Origin of the sequence: Methylococcus sp. S1M, from assembly GCF_051295855.1 — a bacterium.
GTDB lineage: Bacteria > Pseudomonadota > Gammaproteobacteria > Methylococcales > Methylococcaceae > Methylococcus > Methylococcus capsulatus.
In genome coordinates this window covers 571250-589497 of sequence record NZ_JBPDXO010000002.1, presented here as the reverse complement: position 1 = coordinate 589497, position 18248 = coordinate 571250, and the positions used below count along the sequence as shown (strand labels likewise).

The 18248-nt window shown below is 67.4% G+C and carries 18 protein-coding genes and 1 riboswitch; of the genes, 14 read left to right on the top strand and 4 right to left on the bottom strand.

Features of this window, described 5'->3' with window-relative positions:
- Positions 1-11 precede the first annotated feature (11 nt).
- The 7 genes from ACSHWJ_RS06245 (at position 12) to ACSHWJ_RS06215 (ending at position 7491) form a co-directional block, all read left to right on the top strand.
- Entirely contained in the window at positions 12-1187 is a 1176-nt protein-coding gene (locus ACSHWJ_RS06245) for an acyl-CoA dehydrogenase family protein (protein ID WP_282213232.1), read from the top strand.
- Between the two features lie 15 nt (positions 1188-1202).
- Positions 1203-2456 (top strand): bifunctional 3,4-dihydroxy-2-butanone-4-phosphate synthase/GTP cyclohydrolase II, encoded by a 1254-nt coding sequence (locus ACSHWJ_RS06240; protein WP_266023128.1) that lies wholly within the window; start codon positions 1203-1205, stop codon positions 2454-2456.
- A gap of 114 nt (positions 2457-2570) precedes the next feature.
- Entirely contained in the window at positions 2571-3551 is a 981-nt protein-coding gene (locus ACSHWJ_RS06235; protein WP_282213233.1) for an aliphatic sulfonate ABC transporter substrate-binding protein, read from the top strand.
- On the top strand, positions 3548-4684 hold the full coding sequence (gene ssuD, locus ACSHWJ_RS06230; protein WP_282213234.1) for an FMNH2-dependent alkanesulfonate monooxygenase: 1137 nt from the start codon (positions 3548-3550) through the stop codon (positions 4682-4684). The genes ACSHWJ_RS06235 and ssuD overlap by 4 nt, the downstream gene beginning before the upstream one ends.
- Positions 4681-5469 carry an ABC transporter permease subunit gene (locus tag ACSHWJ_RS06225; protein ID WP_282213235.1) on the top strand — a complete coding sequence of 263 codons (789 nt, stop codon included), beginning with the start codon at positions 4681-4683 and terminating at the stop codon, positions 5467-5469. Before ssuD ends, ACSHWJ_RS06225 begins: the two co-directional genes overlap by 4 nt.
- Before the next feature lie 88 nt (positions 5470-5557).
- Positions 5558-6739, top strand: coding sequence for a sigma-54 interaction domain-containing protein (locus tag ACSHWJ_RS06220; RefSeq protein WP_282213236.1), 1182 nt, complete (start codon positions 5558-5560; stop codon positions 6737-6739).
- Between the two features lie 95 nt (positions 6740-6834).
- The gene (locus tag ACSHWJ_RS06215) at positions 6835-7491 is read left to right on the top strand and encodes a methyltransferase family protein (protein WP_218807446.1); all 657 of its coding nucleotides are present in this window, start codon (positions 6835-6837) and stop codon (positions 7489-7491) included.
- Between the two features lie 25 nt (positions 7492-7516).
- On the opposite strand, the gene ACSHWJ_RS06210 is transcribed toward ACSHWJ_RS06215, so the two are convergent.
- The 4 genes from ACSHWJ_RS06210 to ACSHWJ_RS06195 all read right to left on the bottom strand — a co-directional run bounded on the left by ACSHWJ_RS06210 (position 7517) and on the right by ACSHWJ_RS06195 (position 12059).
- Entirely contained in the window at positions 7517-7882 is a 366-nt protein-coding gene (locus tag ACSHWJ_RS06210; protein WP_218807445.1) for a DUF779 domain-containing protein, read from the bottom strand.
- 26 nt (positions 7883-7908) lie between these two features.
- The gene (gene adh, locus ACSHWJ_RS06205) at positions 7909-9405 is read right to left on the bottom strand and encodes an aldehyde dehydrogenase (RefSeq protein ID WP_345774369.1); all 1497 of its coding nucleotides are present in this window, start codon (positions 9403-9405) and stop codon (positions 7909-7911) included.
- A 219-nt stretch (positions 9406-9624) separates the two neighbouring features.
- Complete coding sequence (locus tag ACSHWJ_RS06200) at positions 9625-11076, bottom strand: cobyric acid synthase (RefSeq protein ID WP_282213237.1); 1452 nt, start codon at positions 11074-11076, stop codon at positions 9625-9627.
- Positions 11076-12059, bottom strand: coding sequence for a GHMP family kinase ATP-binding protein (locus ACSHWJ_RS06195; protein ID WP_282213238.1), 984 nt, complete (start codon positions 12057-12059; stop codon positions 11076-11078). Before ACSHWJ_RS06195 ends, ACSHWJ_RS06200 begins: the two co-directional genes overlap by 1 nt.
- A 164-nt stretch (positions 12060-12223) precedes the next feature.
- Positions 12224-12474: riboswitch (cobalamin riboswitch) on the top strand.
- Between ACSHWJ_RS06195 and ACSHWJ_RS06190 the strand changes: the two genes are divergently transcribed.
- From ACSHWJ_RS06190 to cbiE, 7 genes are all read left to right on the top strand, one after another.
- Positions 12459-12761 carry a CbtB domain-containing protein gene (locus tag ACSHWJ_RS06190; RefSeq protein WP_282213239.1) on the top strand — a complete coding sequence of 101 codons (303 nt, stop codon included), beginning with the start codon at positions 12459-12461 and terminating at the stop codon, positions 12759-12761. Its footprint overlaps the riboswitch before it by 16 nt.
- A 3-nt stretch (positions 12762-12764) precedes the next feature.
- On the top strand, positions 12765-13445 hold the full coding sequence (locus tag ACSHWJ_RS06185) for a CbtA family protein (RefSeq protein WP_282213240.1): 681 nt from the start codon (positions 12765-12767) through the stop codon (positions 13443-13445).
- A gap of 13 nt (positions 13446-13458) precedes the next feature.
- Positions 13459-14262: a precorrin-4 C(11)-methyltransferase gene (cobM, locus tag ACSHWJ_RS06180; RefSeq protein WP_282213241.1), complete on the top strand. Its 804-nt coding sequence runs from the start codon at positions 13459-13461 to the stop codon at positions 14260-14262.
- The gene (locus tag ACSHWJ_RS06175; RefSeq protein ID WP_435928711.1) at positions 14259-15110 is read left to right on the top strand and encodes a sirohydrochlorin chelatase; all 852 of its coding nucleotides are present in this window, start codon (positions 14259-14261) and stop codon (positions 15108-15110) included. Before cobM ends, ACSHWJ_RS06175 begins: the two co-directional genes overlap by 4 nt.
- Positions 15107-15766: a precorrin-8X methylmutase gene (locus ACSHWJ_RS06170; protein ID WP_367027342.1), complete on the top strand. Its 660-nt coding sequence runs from the start codon at positions 15107-15109 to the stop codon at positions 15764-15766. Before ACSHWJ_RS06175 ends, ACSHWJ_RS06170 begins: the two co-directional genes overlap by 4 nt.
- 8 nt (positions 15767-15774) lie before the next feature.
- Positions 15775-16920 (top strand): cobalt-precorrin-5B (C(1))-methyltransferase, encoded by a 1146-nt coding sequence (locus ACSHWJ_RS06165; protein WP_432539340.1) that lies wholly within the window; start codon positions 15775-15777, stop codon positions 16918-16920.
- 33 nt (positions 16921-16953) lie between these two features.
- Positions 16954-18237: a precorrin-6y C5,15-methyltransferase (decarboxylating) subunit CbiE gene (gene cbiE / locus ACSHWJ_RS06160; protein ID WP_282213245.1), complete on the top strand. Its 1284-nt coding sequence runs from the start codon at positions 16954-16956 to the stop codon at positions 18235-18237.
- Positions 18238-18248 lie beyond the last annotated feature (11 nt).

The window sequence follows — 18248 nt, the reverse complement described above, 5'->3', positions numbered from 1 at the left end:
TGGGGGCGCCCATGCAGGACAGGGAAACGGTGCGGCGGCTGTTCGACACGGCGGAGGCGCTGGCGGCGGAGTTCGCCGGCACTGCCGTCGAACGCGACAAGGCCGGCGGCACGGCCAAGGCCCAGCGCGACCGGCTGCGGGAAAGCGGCCTGCTCAACCTCATCGTTCCACGCGCCTACGGCGGCCACGGGCTGAACTGGCACGACACCCTGCGCATCGTCCGCCTCGTGTCGCGGGCCGACAGCGCCCTGGGCCATCTGTTCGGTTTCCAGCATTTGCTGCTGGCCACGCTCCGCTTGTTCGGCGACCAGTGGGAACACTATTACGCCGAGACGGTGCGGGGCCGCTGGTTCTGGGGCAATGCGCTGAATCCTCTGGACACCCGCGCCCGCATCGCCGCCGACGGAACAGGAGGCTGGCTCCTGCGGGGGACGAAGAGCTTCTGCTCCGGCGCCATGGACGCCGATCATCTGATCGTGTCGGCACTGGCGGAAGATTCGGGGCCGCTGCTGATCGCGGCGATTCCGGGCGACCGGGCCGGCATCCGCATCAACGCCGACTGGGACAACATGGGCCAGCGCCAGACCGACAGCGGCAGCGTCGAATTCCACGAGGTCCGGGTCCATGAGCACGAGATCCTGCGCAACCCCGGCCCGCTCGGCAACGTCTACGCCACCCTGCGCTCGGTGATCGCGCAACTGGTGCTGACCAACATCTATCTCGGCATCGGCGAAGGCGCTCTGGCGGAAGCCCGCGCCTATACCCTGGGCCAGTCCCGCGCCTGGTTCCTGTCCGGCGTGGACAGCCCCCGGAAAGACCCCTACGTGCTGCAGAAGTACGGCGAGTTCACGGTCGAACTCCAGACCGCCGCCCTGGCCACGGATCATGCGGCACTGCTGCTGGACGCGGCCTGGGCCAAGGAAAACGCGCTGACACCGGAAGAGCGTGCCCATGCCGCGCTGGCAGCGGCCGTCGCCAAGGTCCATACCTCGCGGGCGGCGCTCGATGTCACCCACCGGCTGTTCGAAGTCACCGGCGCGCGGGCGACCGTCGCGAAAGCCGGCTTCGACCGCCACTGGCGCAACCTCCGCACCCACACTTTGCACGACCCGGCGGACTACAAACTGCGCGATCTGGGGGAATGGACCCTCAACGGCACGCCGCCGACCCCGAGCTTCTATTCCTGATACGGGAGTATCCCCATGACCTACGACACGATAGAAACGGCCCTGACCGCGATCCGCAACGGCGGTTTCGTGGTGGTGGCGGACGATGCCTCGCGCGAGAACGAGGGCGATCTGATCCTGGCGGCGGAGAAGATGACGCCCGAGCGCATGGCCTTCCTGGTCCGCCATACCAGCGGCCTGGTCTGCGTGGGGCTGGCGCCGGAGCGGGTGGAGGCCCTGCAGCTGCCGCCGATGGTGGGGAACAACTCCGATCCGTTCCGCACGGCCTTCACGGTGTCGGTGGACCTGGCCCAGGGCACCAGCACCGGGATCTCGGCCGCCGACCGCAGCGCGACCATCCGGGCCCTGGCCGATCCCGAGGCGGGACCGGCGGCGTTCGCCCGGCCGGGCCATGTGTTCCCGCTCAAGGCGAAACCGAACGGGGTGCTGGAGCGGCCGGGCCATACCGAGGCGGCGGTGGACCTGGCCCGCTTGGCGGGGCTGGCGCCGGCGGGGGCCTTGTGCGAGATCGTGAACGACGACGGCCGCATGGTGCGGGGGCCGGAGTTGGTGGCCTTCGCCCGCCGCCACTGGCTGCCGGTGATCCGCATCGCCGATCTGATCGCTTACCGGCGCCGCACCGAGCGGCTGGTGGAGCACGTGGCGGAGGCGAGATTGCCGACGCCGTACGGAACCTTCACCGCCCACGTCTACCGCTCGGTGGTGGACGGCTCCGAACATCTGGCCCTGGTCAAGGGCTGGGTGTACGGGCGGGAGAACGTGCTGGTGCGGGTGCATTCGGAATGCCTGACCGGGGACATCCTGGGTTCGTTGCGCTGCGACTGCGGCAACCAGCTGAAGATGGCGCTGGAGGCGATCGAGCAGGCGGGCAACGGGGTCCTGGTGTATCTGCGCGGCCATGAGGGCCGGGGCATCGGGCTGGCCCACAAGCTGAAGGCCTACCAGCTGCAGGACCGCGGCCGGGACACGGTGGAGGCCAATCTGGACTTAGGCCTGCCGGTGGACGCCCGCAGCTACGACGTGGGGGCGCAGATTCTCACCGACCTGGGCGTGACCACCCTGCGGCTGATGAGCAACAACCCGGCGAAGTTCACCGAGCTGGCCGGCTACCGCCTGAAGATCGTCGAGCGGGTGCCGCTGGAGCCGGCGCCGCACCCGGAGAACCTCGTTTATCTCCGCACCAAGTCGCAGAAGCTCGGCCATCTCCTCAACCTCGACGCCCTGGCCGGGGCCGGCGACGAGTGGATTCATCCGTCGGTCGGGGGATAAGACCATGAAGAAATTGGATTTCGTAAAATGGGCTGAGGTACGAAGCCCATCGGTCGCGACCGATGCGCCTCCTCACGTCGGCACATCCTACGCCCCGGATCGGGGGATAAGACTATGAATAAAGCCCATGCCAGCCTCGCCAGCCTGTTCGCCCTGGCGTTCGTCCTCTATGCCGCTTACAGCTTGCCCGCCAAGAGCGGCGAGACCGGGAACGCCGCGCCGGCCTCGATCCGGATCGGCTACCAGAAATACGGCACGCTGATCCTGGTGAAGGCCCGTGGCGAACTGGACCGCAAGCTCAAAGCAGCCGGCGTGACGGTCGATTGGGCCGAGTTCGCCTTCGGTCCGCCCATGCTGGAAGCCCTGAATGCCGCCCACCTGGACTTCGCTGCCTCGGGGGAGACGCCGCCGGTGTTCGCCCTGGCCGCCAAAGGCTCTGACCTGGTCTATCTGGGCTACGAATCGGCCTCGCCCGAAGGCGAAGCCATCCTGGTCGCCAAGGATTCCGGCATCGCCGGAGTCGCCAGCCTCAAGGGCCGCAAGGTCGCAGTCGCGCGGGGTTCCAACGCGCACTACTTGCTGATCAGGGCGCTGGCTTCCGCCGGCCTGGGCTGGAAGGACATCCAGCCGGTCTACCTCGCCCCCGCCGACGCCCGCGCCGCCTTCGCCAACGGTGCGGTGGACGCCTGGGCGATCTGGGACTTCCATCTGGCCGTGGCTCAGGAGACGGCCGGCGCGCGGATACTCGCCGACGGGCAAAAGCTGGTGCAGAACCACGAAATCTACACCTCGCGCAAGGATTTCATCCGCCAGCATCCGGAACTGGCGAAAACCGTGCTGGAGGAAATCGCCCGGACCGACGAATGGGCGAGGACCCATACCGCGGAAGCGGCGGAACTGCTGGACCGCCAGCTCGGCATCGGCGTCCCGGTCCTGAAGAAAGCCCTCGAGCGCCGGGCCTACGGCCTGCATCCGGTCGACGCCGAACTCGCAAGCTCGCAACAGAACATCGCCGATACGCTGCACGCGCTGGGACTCCTGCCCAAGCCCGTCCAGGTATCGCTCGCATTATCGGCAACGGAGATTCAGCCATGAACGTTTTCTGGTTCCTACCCACCCACGGCGAAGGCCGCTACCTCGGCACGGCGCAGGGCGCGCGCGAAGTCGACTACCCCTATCTGCGCCAGGTCGCCCAGGCGGCGGACAGCCTGGGCTACGGCGGCGTGCTGATTCCCACCGGCCTCACCTGCGAAGACCCGTGGATCGTGGCCTCCTCCCTGATTCCGGTCACCGAGCGGCTGCGCTTCCTGGTCGCGCTCCGGCCCGGCCTGACCGCGCCCACCGTCGCCGCGCGCATGGCTGCCAGCCTGGACCGGCTGTCGAACGGGCGTTTGCTGGTCAACGTGGTGGCCGGCGGCGATCCGGTGGAGCTGGCCGGCGACGGGCTGTTCCTGTCCCATGACGAGCGCTACGACTTGGCCCGGGAATTCCTGAGCGTGTGGAAGGGCCTCATGGCGGGAGAGACGGTCACCTACACGGGCAAACATATCCGGGTCGAAAACGCGAAGCTCGCCTTCCCGCCCGCCCAGACCCCGCACCCGCCGCTGTATTTCGGCGGCTCGTCCCCGGCCGCGCACGGCCTTGCCGCCGAACACGTCGACCTGTACCTGAGCTGGGGCGAGCCGCCGGCGGATGTCGCCCGCAAGATCGCCGACGTGCGGGAACGCGCCGCCGCGCTGGGGCGCACGGTCCGCTTCGGCCTGCGGGTACACGTCATCGTGCGGGAAACCGAAGCCGAGGCCTGGCAGGCCGCCGATACGCTGATCCGCCATCTCGACGATGCGACTATCGCCGCCGCCCAGCGCGCCTTCGCCCGTTCCGATTCCGAAGGGCAGCGGCGCATGGCTCAGCTGCACGGCGGCTCGCGCCAGCATCTGGAAGTCAGCCCCAATCTCTGGGCCGGGGTGGGCCTGGTGCGCGGCGGAGCCGGCACCGCCCTGGTCGGCGATCCCGCCACGGTCGCCGAGCGCTTGCAGGAATATGCCGAGCTAGGTGTCGAGACCTTCGTGCTGTCCGGCTACCCGCATCTGGAGGAAGCCTACCGGGTCGCGGAACTGCTGTTCCCCCTGCTGCCGGTGGAAAAGGTGGAGACGAGAGTCCAGGCCCGCCCGGTTTTCCACCTGAGTCCGGTCGGCGACACGGGCACGCTGGCGGTGGAGGCGCATTGACCGTAGCCGGCCTGCGCCGGATCGCCGCAAACCTCGAGCCCTGGCTGTTGCCCCTGGCGCTGCTGGCCGCTTGGGAGATCGCCTCGCGTTCGGGGCGGCTGGACGGCAAGCTTTTCCCCTCGCCGGAGGAAGTGGTGCTGGCGGCGGTTTCCCTCGTCCGCTCCGGCGAGCTGTTCCAGCACGTCGCCGCCAGTTCGGCCCGCGCCTTCACCGGCTTCGCCATCGGCGGCAGCCTCGGCTTCCTGCTGGGACTCGCCACCGGCTGGAGCCGCCGGGCCGAGCGGCTGCTGGACACTTCGGTGCAGATGCTGCGCAACATCCCTCATCTGGCCCTGGTGCCGCTCTTGATTCTGTGGTTCGGCATCGGCGAGGAAACCAAGGTCCTGCTGGTGGTGCTGGGGGTGTTCTTTCCGGTCTACGTCAACACCCTGCTGGGCCTGCGTAGCGTCGATCCCCGGCTGCTCGAGATCGGACGGGTCTACGGCTTAGGGGGGTTCGACACGTTCCGCCGTATCCTGTTCCCGAGCGCCCTGCCGGCCATTCTGGTCGGCCTACGCTATGCGCTGGGCATCATGTGGATGACCTTGATCGTGGCGGAGACCATCGCGGCCAACGCCGGCATCGGCTATCTGGCGATGAACGCCCGCGAGTTCATGCAGACCGACGTGGTGATCCTGTCGATCCTGCTCTACGCGCTGCTCGGTAAGGCCGCGGACTGGGCTGCTCGCGTCCTGGAACGGCGGCTGCTCGGCTGGCACCCGGGCTATCGGGAGGGGTCTGCATAAATGGAAATATAAAAATAAGTTTTTAATATTTGAAGGCATTAGTCGGCTTGCTTTATGGTGCCCTGTAACCTTGGAGCAAGCCCCGATCATGCCCTTACTTTCCCATCCCAATCCCAACGAACTGGCGCTCTCCATCCGGGCCTCGGCGCTGGTGTTCGAAGACCCGCAATCCCGCGAACTGCTGGCCCGGATCGACTTGGTCGCGCCGACCGACATGACCGTGCTGGTCATCGGCGAAACCGGCACCGGCAAGGAACTGGTCGCCCGCCACATCCACGAGCTGAGTGTCAGGAAGCACCGGCCTTTTTTCGCGGTCAACTGCGGCGCCCTGTCGGAAAACCTGATCGAAAGCGAGCTGTTCGGCCACGAGAAAGGCGCGTTCACCGGCGCCTCCTCCACCAAGCAGGGCTGGTTCGAAGCCGCGAGCGGCGGCACCCTGTTCCTCGACGAGATCGGCGATTTGTCCATGCCGATGCAGGTCAAGCTGCTGCGGGTATTGCAGCAAAAGGAGGTGGTCCGGGTGGGGTCGCACCGGCCCATCCCGATCGACGTCCGTCTGATCGCGGCGACCAACGTCAAGCTGGAAGAAGCCATCCTGGCCGGGCGTTTCCGCGAGGACCTCTACTACCGTCTGAACGTCGCGCCGCTGCGGCTGCTGCCCCTGCGCCAGCGCCCCGGCGACATCCTGCCGCTGGCCGAGCATTTCCTGGCGTTCTACAGCAAGCGGCTGGGCAATCCCGAGACCCGCATTTCGCCGGCGGCGGCGGAAGCGCTGCTCCGCCATTCCTGGCCGGGCAACATACGCGAGTTGGAAAACGTCATCCACCACGCCCTGTTGGTGGCGCGCAACCAGACGATAGCCCCATCGGACCTCAACCTCTCGCCCCTGCCGACGCCGGGCGCGGCTTCCAGGGGCGACGATTTCGAGGCGCTGACCGAGATATTGGAGCGGCTTCTGGAAAGCAACCTGCCCGATATCCATGCCCGGATCGAGGCCGCCGTCGTGAAAGCCGCGCACCGCCTTGCCGGTGGCAACCAGTTGCAGACGGCGCGCCTGCTCGGTCTGAGCCGCCACGTGATCCGCGCCAAGCTGATTCGGTACGGCGTTCTGAAGTCGGCCGCCAAGACGCCGGAAAATTGGACGGATGCTTCCGGAGTCCGCGCCTTCGAAGGCATCCCCCTGCCCGGCTTCCCGCACGGTATGCCGGCCCGGCCGGACGCCCGGCAGTGCGGCTTGGGCGATGCGTCCGAGGAGTGGTGGGGGTATTAGCGGCTTCATCCGAGCGCTGCTCAAGGCGTATCATCCGGGCAGCGCCGTGTCTTGAGGTGAAGGCGGCGATTTTGGATTGAGACCATGAGGCCGCCATGTCCGTACCGAAACTCGCGTTCGTAACCCTGCCGTCGGTGGCCGCCTATCTCGGCCTCGCGGTCCTGGGCCGGGGCGGACCGGCCGCCTTCTTCTCCCATCCGCCCCTGATTGCCGTGGCCATCGTGCTCGTCGCACTGTCCGCCGCCGCGGTCTTCAGCGGCGGAAACCTGAGCCCCGGCGCGCGGGAGGACCGCGCCAACCGCTGGGTGATCGCGGTCCTGATTCCGATCGGCTTCCTGTCCGCCTATCTGCCGGCATACACGGACCGGATCGGGTTCTGGACGTTCGACGGCGATGCCGTCCGCTGGCTGGGCGTAGCGCTCTTCACCGGCGGCGGTTGCTTGAGGCTCTGGCCGGTCTTCGTGCTCGGCCGGCGCTTCAGCGGGCTGGTCGCCATCCAGCCGGGGCATGCCTTGGTCACGACGGGCGTGTATGGCGTCATCCGCCACCCCAGCTATTTGGGCCTGCTCGTAAGTTCGCTGGGATGGGCGCTGGCCTTTCGCGCGGGCGTCGGCCTGCTGCTCGCGGTGCTTATGATTCCGCCGCTGCTCGCGCGCATCCGTGCCGAAGAGAGGCTGCTACGCGAGCATTTCGGCGCCGAATACGAGGCGTATTGCGCCAGAACTTCGCGGCTGATCCCAGACCTTTACTGAGACCAGCCGGCGACGGTGCGGCGGTTCACCGCCCGCGCACCGGCGAATCCGCCTCTTCCAGCGCCGCCAGTTCGGCGTCGGAAAACGCCCGCGACCGCGTCAGGAAACGAAGGCCTTCCGGCCCTTCCAGCGAAAACATGCCGCCCCGGCCCGGCACGACGTCGATCAGCAGCTGCGTGTGCTTCCAGTAGTCGAACTGGGCCGCGGACATGTAGAACGGACATCCTCCGATATCTCCCAGCCGCACGTCCGAGTCGCCCACCAGGAGTTCCCCGAGCGGATAGCACATGGGGGCGCTGCCGTCGCAGCAGCCGCCGGATTGGTGGAACATCAGCGGGCCGTGCCTTGCGGCCAGCCGTTCGATCAAGGCCAGGGCGGCGGGGCTTGCCACTACCCGCGCCGGTGCGTTGGGAGCTTTCAGAACAGGCCCACCGCCTTCGGACTGTAGCTGACCAGCAGGTTCTTCGTCTGCTGGTAATGGGCGAGCATCATCTTGTGGTTCTCGCGGCCGATGCCGGACTGCTTGTAGCCGCCGAACGCGGCGTGCGCCGGATAGAGGTGGTAGCAGTTAACCCAGACGCGCCCCGCATGAATGCCCCGTCCCATCCGGTAGGCCCGGTTGAGGTCGCGGGTCCAGATGCCGGCGCCGAGTCCGTACAGCGTGTCGTTGGCGATCGCCAGCGCCTCTTCGTCATCCTTGAAGGTCGTCACCGACAGCACCGGGCCGAAGATTTCTTCCTGAAACACGCGCATCCGGTTGTGGCCCCGGAATACCGTGGGTTTCACGTAGTAGCCGCCGCGGAGGTCGCCGTCCAACAGGTTGCGTTCGCCGCCGATCAGGCATTCGGCGCCTTCCTGCTTTCCGATCTCGAAGTAGGAGAGGATCTTCTCGACCTGCTCTTCGGACGCCTGGGCGCCGACCATCGTCTCCGCGTCGAGCGGGTTGCCCTGTTTCATGGCCGCGATCCGTTTCAAGGCGTGTTCCATGAAGCGGTCGTAGATGGATTCGTGGATCAGGGCGCGGGAAGGGCAGGTGCAGACTTCACCCTGATTGAGCGCGAACATCGCGAGCCCTTCCACCGCCTTGTCGAAAAAGTCGTCCTCCTCCGCGCAGACGTCGGCAAAGAAGATGTTCGGCGACTTGCCGCCGAGTTCGAGCGTCACCGGGATGATGTTCTGGGAGGCGTATTGCATGATCAGCCGGCCGGTCGTCGTCTCCCCGGTGAAGGCGATCTTGGCGATGCGCCGCGAGGAAGCCAGCGGCTTCCCCGCCTCCAGGCCGAAACCGTTGACGACGTTCAGCACGCCGGGCGGCAACAGGTCGCCGATCAGTTCCAGCAGCACCATGATTCCCAGCGGAGTCTGTTCGGCCGGCTTCAGTACCACGCAGTTGCCGGCGGCCAGGGCGGGGGCGAGCTTCCAGGCCGCCATCAGGATCGGGAAGTTCCAGGGAATGATCTGTCCCACCACTCCGAGCGGCTCGTGGAAGTGGTAGGCGACGGTGTCGGCGTCGAGTTCGCCGATGGAGCCCTCCTGCGCGCGGATGCAGCCGGCGAAGTAGCGGAAATGATCGATCGCCAGCGGGATGTCCGCCGCCCGGGTCTCGCGGATCGGCTTTCCGTTGTCCCAGGTTTCCGCCAGCGCCAGGGTTTCCAGGTGGGCTTCCATGCGGTCGGCGATGCGGTTCAGGAGGTTGGCCCGGACGGTCGCGGAGGTTCGGCCCCAGGCGGTGGCAGCGGCATGGGCGGCATCCAGGGCCAGCTCGACGTCCTCCGCGGTGGAACGGGCGACCTTGCCGAGCGGCCTGCCGGTGACCGGCGTCAGGTTCTCGAAGTATTCCCCCTGGACCGGCGGGACCCAGCGGCCGCCGATGAAATTGTCGTAACAGGGCTTGAACGGCGATTCGGTGTTCATGGCGTGGGTGGATTCCCTCCGGCCTGCGTTTATCTGCCGGCGCGATTCGGACTTGGCGTTGCACATCGGATTGGGCCGGGCGCCGCTCAAACCGGGAAAGAATCGAGCGCCTTGCGCGCTGGGGCCGCGGGCAGGATGCGCGTCGGCCTATTCATTGTCAACAAGGGATTTACAGCCTCTTGCATCGGACGAAATCACGGCGGGTTCGTCGCAGGCCCGTCAGCGGAGCCGGTCCGTCAGCAGGCCGATGATCGTTTCCATGTCCAGCTCGGCTTCGACGGCGTCGGCAACGCGGTCGATGCCGCGTTCGCGTTCCGAACCGACGTCGAACACCCGTGGCTGCGGCATGCCGGCCCAGCGGAGGAGGGCGGTCTGGGCTTCGGGTTCGTCGAACAAGCCATGCACGTAGCTGCCGAGGATCCGCCCGTCATCCGACAGAGCCCCGTCGGGTCCTTGTTCCAGCCAACAGACGGGCCGCTCCAGGGCCGGGCCCAGGCTGACGCCGGCATGGATTTCATAGCCCCTGACCTTCGCGCTTTCCAGAACCAGGGTCCCGGAGACGTTCCTCAACTGCTTGTCCGCTTCGAGCGTCGTTTCGAAATCCAGGAGTCCCAAGCCGGGGCTGGAGCCTGGCGGGCCTTCGAGACCCGACGGATCGTGGATCGCCCGACCGAGCATCTGGAAACCTCCGCAAAGGCCGAGCAGTTTCCCGCCATAGCGCAGATGCCGCAGGATGGCCCCTTCCCACCCCGTCCCGCGCAGCCAGGCGAGATCCGCACGGACGTTCTTGCTTCCGGGGAGGATTACCAAATCGGCGGGCGGAGGAGGCTCCCCCGTACCGGCGAAGCGGAAATCGACCTGCGGATGCATGCGCAAGGCGTCGAAATCGGTGTGGTTGCTGACGCGGGGCAGCCGTGGGGCGATCACCCGCAGCCGAGCGTGGCCGCCGTCCGTGGCGGGCCTTGGCTTCGCCACGGCATCTTCCGCATCCAGGTAGAGGCCGTCCAGGTAGGGCAGCACCCCCAGCACCGGCTTGCCGGTGCGGCGCTCCAGCCACTCGAGGCCCGGCCGCAGCAGGGCGATATCTCCGCGGAACCGGTTGATGACGAAGCCCCGGATGCGCTCGCGTTCGCTGGCCGAAAGCAGTTCGAGCGTGCCGACGAGGTGGGCGAACACACCTCCGCGATCGATGTCGGCGACGAGAAGTACTGGGCAGTCCACGGCCTCGGCGAATCCCATGTTGGCGATGTCTCCCGTCCTCAGGTTGATTTCCGCCGGACTGCCCGCGCCCTCGACGATGACCGCCTGATATTGCCGGGCGAGCCGGGTGTGGGAGGCCAGCACCGCGGCCAGGGCCCTGGGCTTGAACTCATGGTAGCGGCGGGCGTCCATGTTGCCCGCGGCACGGCCATGGACGATGACCTGCGAACCGAGATCGGCATAGGGTTTGAGCAGGACCGGATTCATGTCGGTATGCGGCGGGAGACCGCAGGCCTGCGCCTGGACCGCCTGGGCTCGGCCGATCTCGCCCCCCTCCGGCGTGACGGCGCTGTTGAGGGCCATGTTCTGCGGCTTGAAAGGCGCGACGCGGAAACCCCGGCGATGCAGGGCACGGCACAAGCCGGTCACCAGCGTGCTCTTGCCGGCATCGGACGTCGTGCCCTGAACCATCAGCGTTGCGCCAAGGGGGAGGGAGGGGCGGCGGGACATGTCAGTGGCTGGCGGTTGTGGCGATGCCCTCGGCATCCGGGGCGAAAGCGCGCGCGGAGGCCGGCGAATGGGGGGGCATCGACGTCCCATCCCCGCCTCGCCAACTGCCTTCTCGCCGCACGGATCGCTTCCCGATTTCCCTGCCGGAACAACAGGCCCATGACCGTGCCGCTGTGGGCCACCTGAATGCCGAGTGCGCCATGATGTCTGCCCAGTGCTTCGAGCTCGTCGAGGCGCGGTTTTCGGACGAACCGCTGGTTGAGACGCGCGCTGGCCGTCGCGACGGAACCGATCACGCCGGCATCTCCCTGCGCAACGCCATCCCGCAACTCCCCGAGCAGGGCTTCGCATAGGCTCATTTCCCCGCGGTCGTAACGGCGCGGCGTGCCGCTCAGCGTATCGATTCCGCTGCCGTTGGCCGGGTCCCGGACGCTCAGCAGTTCCATGGGAGGCAGCGGCTTGTCGAATCGTTCCACGACGATCCCTTCGCGCTGCGCGAAAACCAGGGCGGCGCCGTCGAACATCAGCGGATCCGACGCGGCCTCGGCCTGGACGGCCAGGCGTGCGATCCGCTCCGGCGCCAAAGTCCGGCCGCAGGCATGGGCGACAGCCCGAATCGCAGCCGTGACATCGGCGGTGGAGGAACCGAGTCCCTGGCCGCGCGGGATGTTGCCGTTCAGGAACAGCAGGCCGCCGATGCCGGAAAACCCAAGACAGGACAGCGTCAGCAATGCCGCCCGCGCCGCTTTGGGGCGGGGGCCGGGAAGCGTCTGCAAGCGGTTTCCGGCCGCGGGGAAAAAGTGGGCGACGACCCGGTAGCGAAGGCAGGGCAGCGTGACCAGGATGGGTCTCGGAATTCCGCGCGCCGAGGGCACCGCGCCTTGCAGGATTTCTCCGTGGTGCCCGTAGGATTCTCCCCGGCCCATGGGAAGCATGTGAGTCATTTGTCGAATTCGTCCGCCGTTGCGAGGTGAAGCGGAAGGCCGCTCCAAACCGGAACGCAAGATTCTCGCCGTTCGCTCGGGTCTTGCATAGCGGTGGCAGCACCCCGTACGGCCGTGGTCCGGTCAGCACGAATTTTGACGCGATGGGCCAAATCTCTTAGAGTGCGCCCTATCTGCTTTCGGGTGCTCGGCCGGCATTCTGTCCGCGTCCGGGTTAAACGGGAAGCCGGTGCGTTCCCCTCCCTCCCCCGGAAACAGGGGGAGGGGAACAAGGCCGGCACTGCCCCCGCAACGGTAAGCGAGTCAAATCCCATCACGGCGCCACTGCAAGGGCTTGCTCTTGCGGGAAGGCGATGGGTCGATGCCTCCGGTGTCGCTCGCAAGTCCGGAGACCGGCCCGTGGCAGTGGTGCTGACCCGCGGCGGGCGGGCGTGGCCCACTGGCATCGCACTTTTCGGCGACGCCAACGGCGCGTTCACGTCCAGCGGTTTTTTATCCGGATCGCCTTTTGACGGAAAGTTCCCCATGAACGCACGAACGCTGTCCCATTCTTCGCTGATCCATGTCGGTGCCAGAACCGCCGCAATCGCCGCGATGGCGCTCGGTGGTTTTCTGGTGCTCATGGTCGGCTTTTCGCCGACGCCGGCCGTGCACAACGCGGCTCACGACACCCGGCATTCCGCTGCTTTCCCTTGTCACTGACCAATGTTCCGGGCTTTGGGCTTTTCCGCCTTTCTGGCGGGGCTGTCGGCTGCATCCCTGCTGACTCTGACGCAAGCCTTGTGGGTGACTCCGCTGATTCTCCAGGCGGAGGTTTACGAGGAGGTGGCCGCCTCCGGTGCGCCGGAGCCGACGGAAAACCGTGATGGGGGGACGGATGCCTGGCGGCCGGAAACCGGCTGGCCGCGTCTGCTCGCCACGGCGGTCGGGAACGGCATCCTGGGTATAGGCTACGGACTGATGTTGACCGGTTTGTACGCGTGGCGCCGGCCTAAGGGCATGGCGCAAGGCTTGGCATGGGGGCTCGCGGGCTTTGCGGTATTCTTCGCCGCGCCCGGGCTGGGGCTGCCGCCGGAGTTGCCGGGCGATTTTGCCGCCGAGCTCGGCGCTCGGCAGGCCTGGTGGCTGGCTACCGCCCTTTGTACAGCAGGGGGGCTGGGGTTGGTTTGTCTCCAGGAGCATCGCCCGCTGCGGATACTGGGCGGCATGCTGCTGGCCTTGCCGCATCTGATCGGCGCTCCCCACCCCCCTCTGAGCGGCGGGCTGGCGCCGGAAACTCTCCGCGTCCAGTTCAGGCTGGCGACGCTGTTGAGCAATGCCCTGTTCTGGGGGGTGCTGGGGGGAGTCTCCGCCGCGGCTTTCCGGCGCTTCTGTCCCGCAGAATGATGCTCGGCTTTCCATGAGCACGGAAACCTTTGCAGGCGGCAAGGTCTGGTTCGTCGGCGCCGGCCCCGGCGATCCGGAGCTGATCACGGTCAAGGGAAGGAGGCTCGTCGAATCCGCCGACGCCATTCTCTACGCCGGCTCCCTGGTTTCGGAAGCCGCCCTGCGCTGGGCCAAAGCCGGTTGCACGATCGCGGACTCCAAGGACATGACTCTGGAACAGATCGGCGAGTGGCTGATCCGGGAGGCGCGCCGCAACCCTATCGTCGTGCGCCTGCAAACCGGCGATCCTTCCCTGTACGGCGCACTGATCGAGATGGTGCGGCCGCTGGACGAAGCCGGCATCGAGGTGGGCGTGGTGCCCGGCGTCTCCTCGGCCATGGCCTCGGCCGCGGCGGCGGTGGAAAGCCTGACGCTGCCGGAGGTCACCCAGACGGTGATCCTGACCCGCGTCGAGGGACGTACCCCCATGCCCGAGGGCGAATCCCTGCGGGAGCTGGCCCGCCATCGCTGCACTCTGTGCCTGTTCCTCTCGATCACCCTGCTGCGCGAGGTGCGGCAGACCCTGCTCGACGCCGGCTGGTCCGACGAGGCGCCGGTGCTGGTGGTGCACAAGGCGAGCTGGCCGGGCGAGGAAAAAATCGTGCGCGGCACGCTGGCGGACATCCGCGAGCGCTGCAAGGCCGAGCGCATCACCAGCCAGGCCATGATCATCGTGAGTCCGGCCCTGGGCGCGCGCCAGTGGCCGGCCATCCGGCGCTCCAAGCTCTACGACGCCGGTTTTTCCCATCGTTTCCGCCACGCGGACAAGACTGCATGAATCCACAGGACACCGTTTTATTGGTCGGCCACGGTTCCCGGGAAAGCGCCGGCAACCGGGAAATCGAGCAATTCGCCGCAAACTGGCGGGAGCGCCGCCCCGAGTGGCGCATCGAGGTCTGCTTCATCGAATTCGCCGACGTGCTGCTGGACGAGGGGCTGGACCGTGCCGCGCGCCAGGGCGGACGGGTGCTCGTGGCCCCGCTGATCCTCAACGCCGCGGGCCATGTGAAAATGGAGATTCCCGAGGCCATCGAGCACGCCCGCCTGCGCCACCCCCAGGTCGAGTTCGTCTATGCCCGCCATCTCTGTGCCTGCGAGGGAATCCTCGCCATACTCGAGCGCAATCTGCGCAAGGCGATGGGCCGCCTGGACATGCCGGACCCGCGCAACACCGGCATCGTGCTCCTGGGCCGCGGTTCATCCGACCGGGTGGCGAACGGCGACGTGGCGCGCATGGCGCGCTGGCTGTTCGAAGCGGGGGAACACCCGCTGGTGGACATCGCCTTCACCGGCATCACCCATCCCCGGCTGGAATCGGTCGTGCAGCGGCAGGTCCGGCTGGACATGGGGCAGATCGTGATTCTGCCCTATTATCTGTTCACCGGTACCCTCATCGAGCGCATCAAGCGCCAGGTGGCGCGGTTGCAGCAGCAGTATCCGCGCGTCCATTTCGCACTGGGCGATTATTTCGGTTTCGAGGCGGAAATCTACGCCCTTCTGGAGCAGCGCCTCGCCGAAGCCGCCGGCCCGGGCCAGGCCATGATGGAGTGCGACGGCTGCAAGTACCGCGAATTCGCCGCCGAGCATGGCGCCGGCCATCATCATCACGATCATCGCGCAGCATGAGCAACAACATCGTCACCGAACAGCTCACCGAGGCGGGCCGCCGCATCGAGCACGATTCCTTCGCCATCGTCGACGCCGAGGCCGGCGTCCACGCCTACAGCCCCGAGCAATGGCAGGTGGTGCGGCGTATGATCCACGCCACCGCCGATTTCGAATTCAACGGCCTGACCCGCTTCCATCCGGAAGCCATCGCGGCGGGTATCCGGGCGATCCGCGCCGGCGCCCCCCTCGTCGCCGACGTCGAAATGATTTGCGTGGGGCTGTCAAAACCGCGCCTGGACCATTTCGGCATGGCCGCCCACCAGTTCATCGCCGATCCGGACGTGATCGCCGACGCCAAGGCGGAGAACACCACGCGGGCCGTGCAGGCCATGCGCAAGGCCCGGTCGGCGGGGCTGCTGGACAACGGCGTCGTCGCCGTGGGCAACGCGCCCACCGCCCTGCTGGAAGTGGTGCGCATGATCCGCGAGGACGGACTGAAGCCGGCGCTGATCGTCGGCATGCCGGTGGGCTTCGTGGCGGCGGCGGAATCCAAGGCCGAAACGGCCGCGCTGGAAACCGTTCCCTGGATCGTCACCATGGGCCGCAAGGGCGGTTCCACCCTGGTGGTCGCGGCATTGCATGCCTTGCTGGCCCTGGCCGAAGGAGGCCAGTAGCCGGGCGGATGGAAAAGAAACCCAAGGGCACCCGCACCGGCTTTACCACCGGCGCCTGCTCCGCCGCCGCGGCGCGGGCGGCAACCCTGGGGCTGGTGCGGGGCACGGTGCCGGAACGGGTGGACTGCGAACTGCCCAACGGCCAGCGCGTCGTGTTCGCCGTCACCGACGGCCGCTGCGACGGCAAAACGGCCCACGCCGTGGTGATCAAGGACGCCGGGGACGATCCGGACGTGACGGACAAGGCGCGCCTCACCGCCGACGTGACCCTGCTTCCGGAGATGCCCGGCGTCGTGAGCCTGAAGGGCGGCGCCGGCGTGGGCACCGTCACCATGCAGGGCCTGGGGCTCGAGGTCGGCGGACCCGCCATCAATCCGGTGCCGCGCCGCAACATCGAAGCCAACGTGCGCGAGGCGGCGGGGGGCTTGCTGGAGCGGGCCGGGCTGGAAGTCGTCATCTCCGTGCCCGGCGGCGAGGAGATCGCGAAGCGCACGCTGAACTACCGCCTCGGCATCATCGGCGGCCTTTCCATCCTCGGCACCACCGGCATCGTCCACCCTTATTCGACCGCCGCCTTCCGCGCCAGCGTCGTCCAGGCCATCGAGGTCGCCGCCCGCCAGGGTCAGGACACCGTGGTGCTCACCACGGGCGGCCGCACCGAGCGCTTCGTGATGAACGAACTGCCGCGGTTGCCGCCGGCCTGCTTCGTGCAGATGGGCGATTTCCTCAAGTATGCCCTGGACACCGTCGTGCGATACGGTATCCGCCATGTGGTGATCGGCGGCATGGTTGGCAAGCTGACCAAGATCGCCCAAGGCGAAACCATCACCCACGCCAATCGCAACGCGGTGGATACCGACCTCCTGGCGGACATCGCCGCCGAGGTCGGCGCGCCCGCCGAAGTCTGCGCGGACATCCGGAGCTCCGCCATGGCCCGCTACGCCAGCGAGCGCATGGAAGATCTGGGCCTGATCACGGCCTTCTACGAAGCACTGGGGCGGCGGGCGATCCGCACCCTGCGCGAACGCTACCCCGATCGATTCACCCTGCGGATTCTGATGTGCGATTTCGAGGCCAACAAGCTGGCGGAAGTGGCAGAGGAGGATTCTCCGGGACTTCGTTTATCATCGCCTCTCCCTCGGGGAGAGGATTAGGGTGAAGGGAATTAACATGGATTTTTCTTCCTCATGACTGAACCCTGCCGCATCATCGGCGCACTGGACAACGGCGCCGAGGGACTGACGCCGCAGGCGCTGGCGAGCCTTCGCGCCGCCGATCTGGTGATCGGCGCCGAACGCACCCTCGCCCTGTTCGAAGCTCACCTGGCCGAGGGCGCCGAATGCCGCGATCTGGGCGGTCGCCTTGCGCAAGTGCCGGACTGGATCGCCGAGGCGCGCCGGAATGGAAAGCGGGTCGCAGTGCTGGCCACCGGCGATCCGCTGTGCCACGGCATCGCCGCCTATCTGTGCAACAAGCTCGGCTGCGAGGCTTTGGAGATCCTCCCCAACGTCTCCACGATCCAGCTCGCCTGCGCCCGGCTGGGGCTGCCCTGGCAGGACCTGGCCATCGGCTCGGTGCACAGCCGCGATGCCGGCGAGTGGACACCGGGCGCCGGCCCCGGGCACGGCCTGTACGGGCTGCTGCAAAAGCTGCGGCAGGCCGATCTCATGGGCGTCTTCACCAGTCCGGAAAACGGCCCGGACCGCATCGCCCGCATGTTGCGGGCCGAAGGGCTGGACGAGGAATTCGAGATGGCCATCGCGGAACGGCTGTTGCAGGCGGACGAGCGTATACATGGCTGGCTGGGCATCGCCGAGGCCGCCGGCCAATGCTTCGCCGATCCCAACGTGGTGCTGCTGCGCCGCCGGCCCTGCGAGCGGGAGGCGCTGTTCGGGCTCCCCGACACCCGTTTCCGGCAGCGCGTCCCCGACAAGGGCCTCATCACCAAGCGCGAGGTGCGCGCCGTGTCCCTGGCCCGGCTGGCGCTGCGCCCAGACAGCATCGTCTGGGACATCGGCGCGGGTTCCGGCGCGGTCGGCCTGGAAGCGGCGCGCCTGTGCCCCCTGGGCCACGTCTACGCCATCGAGAAGAATGTGGAAGACTTCGCCATTGCCTTGAGCAACCGCGAGAGCCTCCGCGTCAGCAACTACACGCTGGTCCAGGCCAAGGCTCCCCGGGAACTGGACGGCTGGCCCGATCCGCATGGCGTCTTCATCGGCGGCTCCGGCGGCGAACTGCGCGAGCTGATCCAGATCTGCCTGCGACGGCTGCGCACCGGCGGCTGGCTGGTGATGAACTTCGCCACCCTGGAAAACCTGGCGGCGGCGGTGGATGCCCTGAAGGCGTCCGGGGCAAGTTGGGATGTCACCCAGTTGCAGGCGGCGCGCAGCCGTCCCATCCTGGACATGCACCGCCTGCAGGCGGAAAACCCGGTCTGGATCGTTTGCGCCCAGCGAGAGAACAATGAGTGAAATCAACAAGA